This is a genomic window from Pseudarthrobacter sp. J1738 (genome assembly GCF_050490315.1).
Lineage (GTDB): Bacteria > Actinomycetota > Actinomycetes > Actinomycetales > Micrococcaceae > JBNPEO01.
Genome location: NZ_JBNPEO010000002.1, coordinates 356695 through 370554 on the forward strand (window position 1 = coordinate 356695; position 13860 = coordinate 370554).

At 59.4% G+C, this 13860-nt stretch carries 10 protein-coding genes; 4 read left to right on the top strand and 6 right to left on the bottom strand.

Translation table 11 applies throughout. The annotated features are described in order from the left end of the window. Window positions 1-46 precede the first annotated feature (46 nt). Window positions 47-1099, bottom strand: coding sequence for a 3-isopropylmalate dehydrogenase (locus ACQR35_RS05290; protein ID WP_430268368.1), 1053 nt, complete (start codon window positions 1097-1099; stop codon window positions 47-49). Window positions 1100-1268: 169 nt separating this feature from the next. On the opposite strand from ACQR35_RS05290, the gene ACQR35_RS05295 reads away from it, so the two are divergent. The 4 genes from ACQR35_RS05295 to ACQR35_RS05310 all read left to right on the top strand — a co-directional run bounded on the left by ACQR35_RS05295 (window position 1269) and on the right by ACQR35_RS05310 (window position 6602). Next, complete coding sequence (locus tag ACQR35_RS05295) at window positions 1269-2465, top strand: sensor histidine kinase (protein WP_430269421.1); 1197 nt, start codon at window positions 1269-1271, stop codon at window positions 2463-2465. Window position 2466: 1 nt separating this feature from the next. Continuing rightward, on the top strand, window positions 2467-3168 hold the full coding sequence (locus ACQR35_RS05300; protein WP_430269422.1) for a response regulator: 702 nt from the start codon (window positions 2467-2469) through the stop codon (window positions 3166-3168). A 90-nt stretch (window positions 3169-3258) separates the two neighbouring features. After that, window positions 3259-4071 carry an ABC transporter ATP-binding protein gene (locus tag ACQR35_RS05305; RefSeq protein ID WP_430268371.1) on the top strand — a complete coding sequence of 271 codons (813 nt, stop codon included), beginning with the start codon at window positions 3259-3261 and terminating at the stop codon, window positions 4069-4071. Beyond that, on the top strand, window positions 4071-6602 hold the full coding sequence (locus ACQR35_RS05310) for an FtsX-like permease family protein (protein ID WP_430269423.1): 2532 nt from the start codon (window positions 4071-4073) through the stop codon (window positions 6600-6602). Before ACQR35_RS05305 ends, ACQR35_RS05310 begins: the two co-directional genes overlap by 1 nt. A 138-nt stretch (window positions 6603-6740) precedes the next feature. Here ACQR35_RS05310 and ACQR35_RS05315 read toward each other — a convergent pair whose 3' ends face one another. The 5 genes from ACQR35_RS05315 to ACQR35_RS05335 form a co-directional block, all read right to left on the bottom strand. Further along, on the bottom strand, window positions 6741-7985 hold the full coding sequence (locus tag ACQR35_RS05315; RefSeq protein ID WP_430268373.1) for a type II toxin-antitoxin system HipA family toxin: 1245 nt from the start codon (window positions 7983-7985) through the stop codon (window positions 6741-6743). After that, a complete protein-coding gene (locus tag ACQR35_RS05320) occupies window positions 7969-8313 on the bottom strand; it encodes a helix-turn-helix transcriptional regulator (RefSeq protein ID WP_430268374.1) in 345 nt (114 codons plus the stop codon). The genes ACQR35_RS05315 and ACQR35_RS05320 overlap by 17 nt, the downstream gene beginning before the upstream one ends. A gap of 124 nt (window positions 8314-8437) precedes the next feature. Continuing rightward, window positions 8438-9994: a methionine--tRNA ligase gene (gene metG / locus ACQR35_RS05325; protein WP_430268375.1), complete on the bottom strand. Its 1557-nt coding sequence runs from the start codon at window positions 9992-9994 to the stop codon at window positions 8438-8440. Window positions 9995-10038: 44 nt separating this feature from the next. Then, complete coding sequence (locus tag ACQR35_RS05330; protein ID WP_430268411.1) at window positions 10039-10791, bottom strand: ABC transporter ATP-binding protein; 753 nt, start codon at window positions 10789-10791, stop codon at window positions 10039-10041. 77 nt (window positions 10792-10868) lie between these two features. After that, a complete protein-coding gene (locus ACQR35_RS05335) occupies window positions 10869-13757 on the bottom strand; it encodes an FtsX-like permease family protein (RefSeq protein WP_430268376.1) in 2889 nt (962 codons plus the stop codon). Window positions 13758-13860: the final 103 nt, after the last annotated feature.

Sequence of the window (13860 nt, forward strand, 5' to 3'; positions counted from 1 at the left end):
CTTACGCCGGAGCAGGGCCCGGTAGCGTCGCCTGGTGAAGCGATACTTACAGGGCAGCCGCGATAGCAGCACCGATCTCGCTGGTGCTGCGGACGTTTGAATCCCGCGATTCAATGTCCGCTTCTACCGCTCGCTCAATCCGGCGGGCAGCACTCTGGTGACCCAAGTGGTCCAAAAGTAGCGCAGCGGACAAGATTGCCGCCGTCGGATCTGCCTTCTGCTGACCGGCAATATCCGGAGCCGAACCGTGAACTGGCTCAAACATTGACGGTGCTGTGCGGTCCATGTTGATGTTTCCGGAAGCAGCCAGGCCGATGCCACCGGTTACGGCTGCGGCGAGGTCGGTAAGGATGTCGCCAAAGAGGTTGTCCGTGACAATCACATCGAATTGCGAGGGGTTAGTCACCATAAAGATCGTGGCTGCATCAACGTGCAAATAATCGTGCGTGACCTCAGGAAATTCCGGAGCAACTTGCTCAACAATCCGCTTCCACAAGTGACCGGCAAACACCAAAACATTGTGTTTGTGGACCAGCGTGAGCTTCTTGCGTGGACGTTCATTTGCTCGGCGGAAGGCATCCCGAACCACGCGCTCCACGCCGTGAGCCGTGTTGAGCGAAACTTCGGTAGCAATCTCATGTTCAGTGCCGGAGCGGAGGGATCCGCCGTTACCAACGTACGGGCCCTCGGTTCCTTCGCGGACCACCACAAAGTCAATCTCACCCGGATTTGCCAGCGGGCTACCCACGGTTCCGTACAGCTTGGAAGGACGCAGGTTCACGTAGTGGTCCAGACTAAAACGCAGTTTGAGCAATAGTTCGCGCTCAATCAATCCAGACGGAATCTTGGTGTCACCCGGAGCCGCACCCACTGCACCAAAGAGGATGGCGTCCCGAGTCCGAAGATCCGCCAATACCTCATCCGGGAGCGTCTCCCCCGTGGCCAACCAGTGCGCAGCACCCAGGCTGTACTCGGTGGCCTCTACTGTGACGCCTTCAGCTTCGGCTGCCTTGGTGAGAACTTTAAGGGCTTCCGCCGTGACCTCCGGACCAATGCCGTCGCCGGGGATAACTGCCAGATTGATGGTACTTGAGCTCATAAAACCAGCTTTCCAGAGCATCCACATTCTGAGCAAGGCATCTCACTATGCGGAACTCAGTGTGCCCTACATTCAAGTTATAGGGCCATTGCACCGAAGGTTATTGCCTGCGAAAACTCAGACCGCAGCATGACGCCAAGCCCCCACCCTCGGCGCTAGAGTCGAAGCAATGGATAGGCGACACACGATTTACCAGTGGTTCCGAGATAACCCCTTCAAGGTAGACCTCGGGGCCGCTATCTTGTTGTGCCTGCCGTTTGGTGCGCTGTACGCCGTAGCGGGTGCGCTGCCTGAGTCGTTGATCTCCACAACCATGATTCTGACCATCGCGTGGCGCCGCACCCGGCCCGAGCTCGCAGCCGGAGCCTTGGTGATCCTGTGTCTGATTCACATGGTGATTCCCACCGCGGTAGTGGCCGGCATCCTTGCCGTTCCCGTGATCATTTACTCGACTGCCGCCTACGGCGCAGTGTGGGCTAGCCGCAGCGTCCTAGTTGCCGGGCTGATCGGCGCAGTGATGATCGTGGTCCGATTAAACAACAGCGAAACGTCCAGCACACTTCTATTGGGGCTCACTGTGGGTGCCCTCTACGTCATCCTCGTGTCTCTCCTGGTCCTGTTTAGCTGGACTTTAGGAGACCTCACCCGGACCAGACGCCTCCAAGTCCAAGCCCTCGAAGACCGTGCGCGGCGGCTAGAAATCGAGCAGCATCAAGAACGCGCTCTGGCAGCGATGGATGAACGCTCCCACATCGCCCGCGAAATGCACGACATCATTGCCCATTCCCTCTCCGTGATCATTACCCAAGCAGATGGCGCACGCTACGCAGCAGTGGCGGACCCCGCCGTCGCGCCTGCCACCCTGGAAACAATTGCCGCCACCGGTCGCGGCTCACTCGCCGAAATGCGCCGCCTCCTAGGCATCTTAAGGAACGACGGCGACACCCCCACCCGTCCGCTGCCCGGTCTCGCTGACCTCGATGAGTTGTTGCTGGGTGTCCGCGCAGCCGGGCTCCCGCTGAGCTTTGAGCAGTCCGGAACCCCACGCGCCGAGCTGCCGGCTGGTGCGGAACTCACCGCCTACCGGATTGTGCAAGAAGCACTGACTAACGTCCTCAAACACGCTGGTCCTTCGGCGAAAGCAACTGCGCGATTGGATTGGACCGCCAAGGGCTTGGACCTGAGGGTGCAGGACAATGGTTTCGGCTCAGCAGCAAGCTCCCCTGCCCCCACCGGAAGCAATGGCGGCAACGGGCTGCGCGGTATGCAAGAACGCGTAAAACTCTACGACGGTCAGCTCACCGCCGGTCCACACAACGGCGGCGGCTTTTTAGTCACCGCACACATCCCCTACTCGGAAGCATGAAATGAACACCGCAGAACCCATCCGCGTAGCACTCGTGGACGATCAACAACTGGTCCGCTCGGGCTTCAAAATGCTGATCAACTCCCAGCCCGACCTGACAATGGTCGCTGAAGCCGGTAACGGGCGCGATGCCATTCAAGCCCTAGGATCTACCCGTGCAGACGTGGTCCTGATGGACGTTCGGATGCCCGGAATGGACGGTATTGAGGCTACCCGCGTGCTCTTGGAGAACCGTGTCACACGAACCGGAGACGACGATCTCAAAATCGTGGTCCTGACCACTTTTGACCTAGACGAGTATGCCCTCGCCGCCATCCAAGCCGGTGCCAGCGGCTTCCTCCTCAAAGACGCTCCTCCTGAGGAACTCCTCGAAGCGATCCGCACCGTCCACCGCGGCGACGCAGTGATTGCCCCCTCCACCACACGCCGGCTCCTGGACCATGTGGCACCGCTACTGAGAACACCGGGTCCAGCTCATGACAAAAACGCTGCAGCCGTGGCGAGCCTGACTGCCCGCGAGCGGGAGATCTTTGAGCTCATCGCTCGCGGCGAGTCTAACCCTCAAATTGCTGCCGGCCTGTACCTATCCGAGGCCACCGTCAAAACCCATGTGGGCCACATCCTAGCCAAACTCCAAGCCCGCGACCGGGTCCACGTAGTGATGATCGCCTATGAAACCGGGGTAGTGATCCCAGGGAGGTAAATGCCTATCCCACCGCAGTATGAGTCTCCGGCTGAAGGATCCAGATCACAGCCCGATCCGCTCAAGGGGCCCACAATTTAGCGTTGAAGTATGAACCGCGACCTTGAGTACTCAACTCCACTACCAACGCAGTCCGCATCCCCAGCGGCCGCGCCTAACCCGTCTGAGCTAGGCCCCAACGCACCGGCAGTTGCTGCCATCAACCTCAACAAAAGTTATGGCAGCGGCGATACCCGCGTCCTCGCCCTCAAAAACGTCAACGTCAGCTTCGAAGCCCGTAAATTCACTGCCATCATGGGGCCGTCAGGCTCGGGCAAATCCACGCTGATGCATTTGCTGGCTGGTTTGGACACGGCTGACTCCGGCTCCGTGGTGCTAGGCGGGACGGACCTCACTACGCTCAATGACGCTCGACTGACCAAGTTGCGCAGGGAAAACATCGGCTTCGTTTTCCAAGCCTTTAATCTTGTCCCCAGCCTCACCGCGGAACAAAACATCACCCTGCCGCTGTCACTAGCCGGTGCCCCTACGGACACAGAGTGGTTCGACTTTGTGGTCACGACTCTGGGTCTGGGCGACCGCCTCAAGCACCGCCCTCACGAGCTCTCCGGCGGTCAGCAGCAGCGTGTTGCAGTGGCCCGCGCGCTACTCACCCGCCCGCAAGTCATCTTCGGCGACGAGCCCACTGGAAACCTCGATTCCCGCTCGGGCGGCGAAGTCCTCGCGCTGATGCGCCGCAGCACCCAAGAGCTGGGCCAGACCATCATTATGGTCACCCACGATCCAGTGGCAGCCAGCTACGCCGACCGTGTGGTGTTAATGTCCGACGGCGAATTGGTAGGTCAAATTCAAGACCCCACCAGCGATTCAGTCTTGTCCGCCCTAGCCCGGTTGGGTGCCTGATGCTCCAGATAGCGCTCTCCCAATTGCGTTCCAACGCACGCCGATTCATCGCCGTCGGCTTGGCGATTATGTTGGCTGTGGCATTCTTGGCCACCACGCTGATGGTAAATGCGAGCACCAAAGCCTCCCTCACGGCGAGCATTGGCGAGTCCTACCGGAAAGCGTCATTGGTGGTAACGCCCTCAAGCAGCACACCGCTGCCAGATCCCACCGTAGCTGCCGCACTGGCGGTTCCTGGTATTGAAGCTGCGTATGGCCAGCAGCAGCTCGCCACCGAGATGGTGCTGGACGGCGCAGCAACAAGTACTTCCGGAACCGTACTGGCGATGGTGCGTAACGCCGCCCCACCCGGGCTCGAATCTGCACGGCTCGCGTCCGGCTCCATGCCACGCGGTGGTGCCGAGATTGCCGTTGATGCCAAAACTGCGTCCCGCTACGGGATAGCTCTGGGCAGCACCGTGCACTTGCGTCAGAAAGGAATCGACTCAACACTTGCGGTAAAGGTCACCGGAACGCTGAAACCCCAAGCTGATCCCTTCTCCGCTGGGGCCTCGTCAGTAGTGGCCGCCCAAACTGTGCTGAATACCATTGCCAATGGCATTGCCGTCCCGATCTCCACCCTTCAAGTGCAGGCCGCGGCTGAAACGGTCTCAGACAGCGTGCGCGGACCACTCACCGCAGCCCTAGCAAAAGCCGGCGCTGCGGGAGCCGCTATCACCACACCTGAGCAACTAGCCATTAACCAAGTGAAAGCCATGAGCGGCGGAGAAGATCAACTGACCATTATCTTGTTGGCATTCGCCGTGGTGGCCATGGTGGTTGCGGCCCTAGTAGTGAGCAATACGTTCTCAGTCCTCATCGCCCAACGCACGCGTGAACTGGCACTCTTGAGATGCCTGGGGGCGCAGAAGAACCAAATCCGAGCTTCCGTTTTGGTGGAGGCCACGGTAGTTGGGCTGATCTCCTCGATCCTGGGAGTTCTTGCCGGGACCGGACTCATGGCCGCATTGATTGCCTGGGCCAAAACTGATCCTGAGCGAAGCTTCGCTACCTTGGCCGTACCGCCGTCGGCAGTTATCGCCGGGTTGGCTACCGGGACGTTGATGGCCGTTATGGCGGCGCTGATTCCGGCCCGCGCAGCCACAGCTGTTGCACCGCTTGCAGCCCTGCGCCCGGCTGACGCACCCAGCATTGGGAACCGGGCAGGTAGGTTCCGGCTTGGACTTGGAATCCTGTTGCTCGTGATCGGTGTGCCACTGCTGGTCTTCGGGGCTGTGATGAACACACTGCTCATTGCACTACCCGGCGGGATCTTCAGCTTCTTAGGAATCCTGCTGTGCAGCACACTCATTGTGCCGCGACTCGTCTCCGCCGTTGGTGTGTTGGTCCGGCCCACGGGTGTTCCCGGCCGGCTCGCCGCGCTGAACTCCATCCGCAACCCGGGCAGGACAACGTCCACCGCAACGGCTTTGCTGATTGGCGTCACGCTGGTAACCATGATGATGTCCGGGGCTGCGTCCTCACGTGAAGCTTTCAGTTCGGTGTTGTCCCAGAACTACCCGGTAGACATGGCGGTTCAGCCAAGTGGCAAGGCCTACACAACTGCTCAGGCAGATGCGGTGGCGAAGCTGGACGGTGTGGCAAGTGTCGGCGTCGTTCATGGTGCAGGTGTTGGCACCCAGGCCGGCGCGCAGTTCCGCGTGTGGAGTATGTCTGACGCCGATGCCGCCGCGGTCTTGCGGGACAAAACGCTTGTGGTGGCTGCCGGAACCATCCTGCTGCCCGAAGGATCCGCGCCTGATCCTGTTGTGGTGGAGGGACCTGGCGGTTCTGTCACGCTGAAGGCCGTGGTGCTCAAAAGCCGGCAGATTGATCCGATGATTCAAGCCTCGGATGCCGCGAAAATTGCCAGCACGGGCACGGGCGCTGGGGTTCCACCGGTCAAGGCTGAACCCTCCGCTATTGCCGAGACCGCGAACAAATCGATGCTGTGGCTCGAGCTGAGCGATTCGCTGTCCACGGACCAAATGCGTGAGGTCCAATCCTCGGTGGCTTCAACCCTGAAGGTCTCCGATTCGCTGGTCTCCGGCGCTGCCCTGGAGCGGGCAACGTTCAACCAGATCATCGACGTCCTACTGCTGGTGGTCACTGCTTTGCTGGCCGTGGCGGTGGTGATTGCACTGATCGGTGTTGCCAACACACTCTCACTTTCGGTCCTTGAGCGAACGCGAGAGAACTCGCTACTGCGGGCCCTTGGCCTTACTCGCGGGCAGTTGCGAGCCATGTTGGCCCTGGAAGGGGTGCTGATTGCCGGGGTTGCCGCCCTGCTCGGAACCGTGCTGGGAGTGACGTTCGGCTGGCTTGGTGCCAAATCGGCGCTGGGCGCCCTCGGTGCCGTGCCGCTGATGATTCCGGTGTGGCAACTGCTCGCGGTGATTGGTGTGGCCCTCGGTGCCGCACTGCTCGCGAGTGTGATTCCCGCGCGTCGTGCTTCACGGCTGTCCCCGGTGGCCGGGCTGGCCACGCTCTAACCGCCTCTGTTGGTAGCCGGTCTTGGGTTTCCCACCCGAGGCCGGCTACTTGGCGTTTTTCCGGAGTCTGTCTGGGAGAAATTGAAGAATTATCGCCAGTGAGAACAGGCTCTCCGGCCTAGCCCACGCTGAGCAGGATCACCGATCCCGGAAACCGTACAGGGTTCCGGGATTGAGAAATTGTCGCTCCCACAGGAGGCGTTTGTCGGCGCCGGTCAGCAGGCCGAAGTCTGCAGCTTGATCCCAGTACTGCCGGATTGTGTCTTCAATTCGGGCAACGATGCTGTTGGCCTGCTCTCTGGTCAGGTCATAGAGACTGCGGACAGCGATGAGGTCAGCTACGTTATTCCGCCTTGTTCCATTCCTGTCATAGGCGATGGCCTGCGAAGCTGTCTCTCCGCTTCGCCGCATTGGTGACAAATCATAGGCGGGGCTGAGCGTTGCTACAGATCCGTCCCAGAGCGCCGCATGGTTCCGAAGGTGGTCATCAGAGTTGGAGATCAGCATGTTGAAAGCGATGCGTGCGAACAGCTCGTAGGCAGTACCCGCTGGCGCACCGTGGCTGCGTAGTACGTCCAGGAACTCGACATAGCTGCCGCTACGCGCCTGCAGTTCGTCCAAGCCGGTGAGGGTCAGTGCGCTTGCCGCAAGGATGCGCCCTCCCCCTTCCGTTCGGTCAAACCGCTCGACCAGTAGGACAGTCCGGCCCAGAACGCGCTCGACCCGGGTTCGAGCAACGGTGAGCCCGGCTTTCTCGGCCAGGAACATGCCCGCCGCTTCTGCCCCGACCACTGGGAAGTGATCATTGGACGCCGTGAACTTCGCGATGTACTCGCGACCAGAGTCCTCGATTACCGACTTCGGGCGCGCCCCACCCATCGCTGTACCGCTCAGAAGCGCACGCTCGAGTTCGAATGGCAGATCGTCTCCGGCTTCAATCAAGTCTGCCGCATTGAGAAGAGTTTCCAGAGGCGCGGAAGCCGAAGCCCGCGGGATGTAGTCGGTGACTGATCCTTGAAAATCGATGGCACCAAAGCGGTTAGAGCCAGAATTCAAGAGGTATGTTCGTTCATCAAGGTCACCGGTGTCGGCGGTCTCACCTCGGTCACCGGTGACTTTGTACTGAACGACTCGACGGCCCCACGCATCTGGTGATGCGTCGCGCAGAGCACCAGGCAGCCCCATTGAACCAGTTGGCCCGAACGTTTGCTCGGATAGCGGGAGGGTTGGAGCCAGAGAGATAGCGTTGTGGCGCTCGAGGTACCGCCGGCCATAGTCGAAGGAAAACTGACCTGGCCCACGTTCTCGAAGTCGGCCAGCGGGCACCGGCGCCGTCTCCTCGGGCAACCAGACCCACACATAGATGTCAGAAGTCGAGGCCATCGCCGTCGTCCTTTCGCTTCTGGTCCACACGTGCGGGCAACAATGCGAGGCGTTCCTCGCCTCGCCGACGGAGCGCGATAAGTTCGCTGGGGTCCTCGACCCCGAACAATGGGACACCAACGATCGACGCAACGTTTAAGACGTTGCCGATGCTGCTGGCCGCGCTTCCATTCTCGATGGCTGCCAGTGTTTTCCGCGTAATCCCAGCTGCGCCCGCGAGGTGTTCAGCTGTCATACCTCGCGCAGCACGCGCCATCCGAATTTGCTGTCCGAGCACCGTGACCGCATCCTCCGCAGTGCGGGTTAGACCAAGCTCTCGACGTCCCATGGGTAATACTTTACCCCCAAAGATCACTTATGCGTAAACTATTACCCATCTTAAATGAGGACGGGTGCACACTCCCTTTGTATTCCGGAGTATGCACCCTGCCCAGCAAAGTGTAGCGAGAGAGCTATGCCGCCGGCTCTTCGTAACGCGGGAAGATCGGCGCCGGAGCGGGCAACTCAGTGCCTGCAACCAAGGCAGTGTCCAAGGCCGTAAACAACCGAGATTCCTCGGATGCTTGGCCCAAGGTCTCGAGCAGTTTGACCGACGCTGAAGGCATCACCGGCTGGGTCAAAATAGCCACCCGGCGAACCACCTCAAGAGTCACGTACAGCACGGTGTTCATACGCTCGAGGTCAGTCTTGCGCAGAACCCACGGAGCCTGATCAGCGAAGTACGCGTTGGTCTCGCCCAGAACCAGCCAGATGGCCTCAAGGGCACGGCTGAATTCTTGCTTCTCAAAGGCAGCGCGAACTGTTTCCAACAATCCCTGCGCCTGGGCCAAGATCGTATTGTCTGCCTCGGTGAAAGCGCCAGGGACCGGCACTTTACCTTCACAGTTTTTCGCCACCATGGAGAGTGAACGCTGTGCTAGGTTGCCGAAGTTATTGGCCAAGTCGGCGTTCATGCGGCCAACGATTGCCTCGTGATTGTAGTTACCGTCGGCGCCAAAGGGCACCTCACGCAAAAAGAAGTAGCGCACCTGGTCCAGACCATACTGTTCCACAAAGTCCGCCGGGGCCACCACGTTACCCAAAGACTTGGACATCTTTACACCGTTGTTGTGCAAAAAGCCGTGGATCATCACGCGCTTGGGCAGTTCAATCCCGGCACTCATCAAAAAGGCTGGCCAGAAGATCGCGTGGAAGCGCGAAATGTCCTTACCGATCACGTGAACATCGGCTGGCCAGAACTTCTTGAACTTCTCCGAATCAATATCCGGGTAACCCACACCGGTGAGGTAGTTGGTCAGAGCATCAACCCACACGTACATCACGTGCTTGTCATTGCCCGGAACCGGGACGCCCCAGTCAAAAGTGGTACGGCTGATGGAGAGATCTTCAAGCCCGCTCTTGACAAAAGAGATGACCTCGTTGAACCGGCTACGCGGGGCACCAAACTCCGGCTGCTCCTCGTAGAGCGCCAGCAACTTGTCCTGGTAAGCCGAGAGGCGGAAGAAGTAGCTCTCCTCGGCAGTCCACGTCAGTTCGGTGTCGGTTTCCTTGGAATACCTTTTGCCGTCTTCACGCAGCTCGGTCTCGTCTTCACCGTAGTACGCCTCGTCACGGACCGAGTACCATCCCTCGTATTTGTCCAGGTAGATGTCGCCGTTGGCTTCCATCTTCTGCCAAATTGCCTGAGACGCAGCTTTGTGATCGGCATCCGTGGTGCGAATAAACCGGTCGTAGCTGATACCCAGTGCAGCGTGGGTAGCCTTATAAATATCGGCATTACGGTCCACCAGCTCTTGAGGCGTAATGCCTTCTTTTTCAGCAGCCTGGGCAATTTTCATACCGTGCTCGTCGGTCCCGGTCAGGAACATCACCTCATGACCGTCCAAACGCTTGAACCGGGCCATCGCATCGGTGGCGATGTACTCGTAAGCGTGACCGATGTGCGGCACACCATTGGGATAGGTGATGGCCGTGGTGATATAAAACGGGGGCTTTTCTGCGTGCGTCACGTTATGAAGTTACCTTGTTTGCTGGTTCTGCTGATGCGGGAATGCTAAATGAGCTCGGTCATAGTGTCTGCGAGCCGGATCAATTCATGGTCATGCGAGGCCACTAGAACAGAAATTCCGTCCTTAGTGGTGTCCTTCAAAATACCAATAATTTTGTTCGCCGAGGCGCGGTCCAGGCTGGCGGTGGGCTCGTCCACCACCAGAACACGGGTACCCAAAATCAGGGCTCGTGCAATAGCTACACGTTGGCGCTCACCACCGGAAAGTTGCGCGGGGCGGTGACGCATACGCCGGCCCAGGCCCACGAGGTCAAGGAGGTCCTTCGCCATTTCGCGGCGCTGTTCCACTTCCCCATCCGGCACTGCAGGAAGCAGCACGTTCTCCAAGGCGCTCATCCCGTCAATCAAGGCACCGCCCTGATCCACGTAACCAATCAGTTCGCGGCGACGGTCGGCGATCTCGTCGTCGTTCATTGACTCTAGAGGGTCACCCTCCCAGAACACACCACCGCTGTTCGGCACGGTCAGCCCGGCGCTAACGGTGAGAATACTGGTTTTACCGGAACCGCTTCGGCCGGCAACACAGTGCATCTCACCGGCGTGCAGGGTCAGGTTAAAATGTTCGACGACGGTCACCGGCTCAGCGCCGCCACGCTCACCGCCGTAACGGATGGTGATGTCCTGCAACTGCAAGGGTGTGCCGTGATCCTCGGTGCGAATGATGGTGTTTGCCCGCGTCTGCAACGCAGGCTCTACACGAACTTCGGCGGTGGTTTCCGGGGTGGACTGCTCCTGCACGGGGATCTCCTGGGCTGAGTGAGGCGTGGTGGCTACCGGGGTTTGCGGTTGCTGGGGATTCAACGGATCAGTGGTGCTCAACGGACTACCTTTGTGGCGATGGGAACCCAAAGGACCACGGCCAGAAGGCCAGCAACACCGGCCCAGATCGCGGCGTAGGGAGCCAGAAGAAGGCCAACGGCGGCAGCACCCAATGCGCCGATAGGAACGGCGTAGGCACCCACCAGAGCGTTTTCAAAGAAGTGAACCTGCCGGAGCATGTCCGGGTTCCAACCCATCGCTTTGAGAGTACCCAGATAGCCGCGTTTAGCGCTGAGTTCAAAGCGGCCAGTAACGATGGTCAGCAAAAGGCCAACTGCTACACCGGCCACGGCAAGGATGATGCTGGGAACAATCACGCTCGCCAGCGCCACACCGCCCAGGGCACTGGACCCGGCGGCCCGGGGCAAGTCAATCAGGACAGCCACAAGAGCTCCTGCAGCCGCACCAAACACACCCACGGCAAGGGCCAAAGAAACGGTGTTAAAGCGATTGGTTTTAAGCTGCCGGTTGGCGAAGGTCAGGGGCGAATCAACCGTGATCAAGCCGTCCTCACCAGCTACCTCTTGATCAATGTGAGGGCGGTGACGCAACTGCTGAGCGGCAAGGAATGCAGCAACAACGTAAATCACCAAAACGGTGGCGGAGACCAGCACCGTGGCCAGATTCCAGCTCAACAGGCTGAGGATCAGACCAGCGACTGCCAGTGCGGCAGCCCCCACCCCAAACTCTTGCAGAACCCAAGACCGGATCCGTTTTTGGTTCCAACCCATGGCCCGCAAAATGCCAGCTTCACGCCGGCGCAGACGAACATAACTGACGGTGGCAGCTGCGGTCAGCAGGGTGGCACCAATCAGGGTCAAGAACAACAGCGTGAGGTTGGTTGCCGAGAGCGAGGCGGTAACGGCGTCGGCCGCTGACTGACGCACCCATGACTGTTCAACGGTGCCCAAGGGACTTTCCTCGCCGGCGTCGTTCTTGGAGTACCCGGGGACAAAAATACTGACTTCTTCACGGGCGGAACCGGCCACCACAGTGGCTTGAAGGCCCATGCCGCGGATTTGCTGGGCAAGCTTTTCAATCGCCGGACCGGCTTCTTTCCAGCCGCCCTGCGCGGAGGAACGAACACGCACAGCGTCAATCACATCAGCGTTTTCGGTGTATCCACGAGCCGCTGCAAGACCGTAGTAATCGGTGATGGCACCAGCGGACTGGCTCGCCAAACCGGCGGCGCTGAGCGAAGGCTTCAGCTGGGCTTGTTCAACGGTTTTACCTTCAGCATCCTTGGTCAGCGTGTACGGCACGGGATCGTAACCACCCAACGGCAACCGGTTAACGTCACCGGCAGCGGCCTTGACCTGCTCGGGGTCAAAGGTTCCATAAACCATCGGCAATGGGGTGGCTTTGGTGCCACCGGTTGCAAGATCCTTGCGGTAAGAACGCTCCTGGACTGGTGTGCGCTGCGACTGGTCCACAGTGGAGCCGTCCAAACCGGTTTGCGGCAGCCCGTTAACGGTCAACCATTCGCCCGGAACTGCAGACTTTTGCGCACCATCATCGGTGGCAGTGGCAGCCTTGTATAAGGGGGCGCCAGCAAAGTTAGTGCTCCACGTTGCCGGATCATAAAGACCCGCACCAAAGCTTGAAGTGCTGCCAAGCAATTCCGAGTGGTCTGTTCCGCCCGGCCAGTCCAAAACAAAGGGCTCACGCGAAACGAACGGCAAATAGTCCTTATCAAGAGACTTTGTGACGGTACCAATGTCCTTAACCACGTTGCCCGAGTCATCAAGTTGCTCAATCTTAACGTTGTAGTTCAGATCCAGAGACGTACCGGAACGGACAATGAGCGGGATGGCCTGTGAGTCATCGCTGAGCTGCTTGGCCCGAACTGCTGCCTCGTACTGGAACATCATCGGCGCCCAGTACTTCATCCGCTGGCCCAAAAAGTCTGGCCCCTGGTCTAGGTCTTCTTGGCTCATGCCGCTGGACAAGCGCTGTTGAAAGTACCGGCCAATCGAGCCAGCGTTACGGCCATCTGCCGGGGGCGCCTTTTCAAGCGGTGCCAAAAAATCACCAGCGCTGCCCAGCAGAGCGCGCTCGGCAGCAGGATCGACGGCGACCACTGACTCGGTGATTTCCGGCGCCATAGGCAAGGAAATAGAGAGATTAAAGAGGTTGTGTGAGGAGCCGCCTGCGGGGGAAGGGAACTTGATCCCGGACTCCCCTACTGCTGCTTCAATACGAACGCTTTTGCCGCCAGCCGTGTTCTCTTCAACAATCTTTGCTTTGGACAAGGAACCCTCGGCGCTGGTCTTAAAAAGTTCCTTGATTGAAACCCCATCGCCGCTTGTTGCCGAGGCGGTAATCCGGTACTTGGTGGGTGATTCAGGAAGAACAGACTCAGCAGCTGGCCACTTTGAACCATCTACAGCGCCGGGGTTCCCGCTAGTGCGTGAACCTGCCAGGCCCTGGTTAAACCCCAAGTAGTCCATGGCGTCCAAGCGAGGTGTTTCAAGGTTTTGAGTGACTCGAGAGACTAAGGAGATCGGTGCTGCCACGGCGGAGCCGTTAAGCTTGCGGATCTTATCCAGCTGATCAAAGCTGATGCCGCCTTGGCCATTGGCGATGTCCGGCTCCATCAAGGTGCTGGTGTCCTTGCCAGCTTCTGTGCCTGAGGATTCCGTGCCAGTTGCTGGTGTAGCGTCCTGGCCGGATGCCGCCGTATCACTTGCGGTGGGGGCACTCTTAGAATCAACTGGCGCCTGCACCAAAATGTCATAAATGCCGCGCGAATTCTGGTCCACGGTTTTACCCAGAGCCGCCTGCGACTGGCCCTGAACCAGCACAGACAACGCCATAGCTACGATCAAAATGGCCGCGGTCAACAGCAGCACTCGGCTCCTGATGAACCTCTCAACGGCGTTCATGGGACTCCCTGGGACCTGGATTGCGGGCGCACGTGCCAGCGGTCCCCGCGCTTCTTGCCAAGAACGGGGTACTGATATTGCGGTGGTGGTGCAGAACTTATGG

Coding starts and splice junctions, on each gene's coding strand:
- ACQR35_RS05310 (WP_430269423.1), top strand. CDS start 4,071: ATGCTCCAGATAGCGCTCTCCCAATTGCGTTCCAACGCACGCCGATTC.
- ACQR35_RS05305 (WP_430268371.1), top strand. CDS start 3,259: ATGAACCGCGACCTTGAGTACTCAACTCCACTACCAACGCAGTCCGCA.
- ACQR35_RS05300 (WP_430269422.1), top strand. CDS start 2,467: ATGAACACCGCAGAACCCATCCGCGTAGCACTCGTGGACGATCAACAA.
- ACQR35_RS05290 (WP_430268368.1), bottom strand. CDS start 1,099: ATGAGCTCAAGTACCATCAATCTGGCAGTTATCCCCGGCGACGGCATT.
- ACQR35_RS05315 (WP_430268373.1), bottom strand. CDS start 7,985: ATGGCCTCGACTTCTGACATCTATGTGTGGGTCTGGTTGCCCGAGGAG.
- ACQR35_RS05320 (WP_430268374.1), bottom strand. CDS start 8,313: ATGGGACGTCGAGAGCTTGGTCTAACCCGCACTGCGGAGGATGCGGTC.
- ACQR35_RS05295 (WP_430269421.1), top strand. CDS start 1,269: ATGGATAGGCGACACACGATTTACCAGTGGTTCCGAGATAACCCCTTC.
- ACQR35_RS05335 (WP_430268376.1), bottom strand. CDS start 13,757: ATGAACGCCGTTGAGAGGTTCATCAGGAGCCGAGTGCTGCTGTTGACC.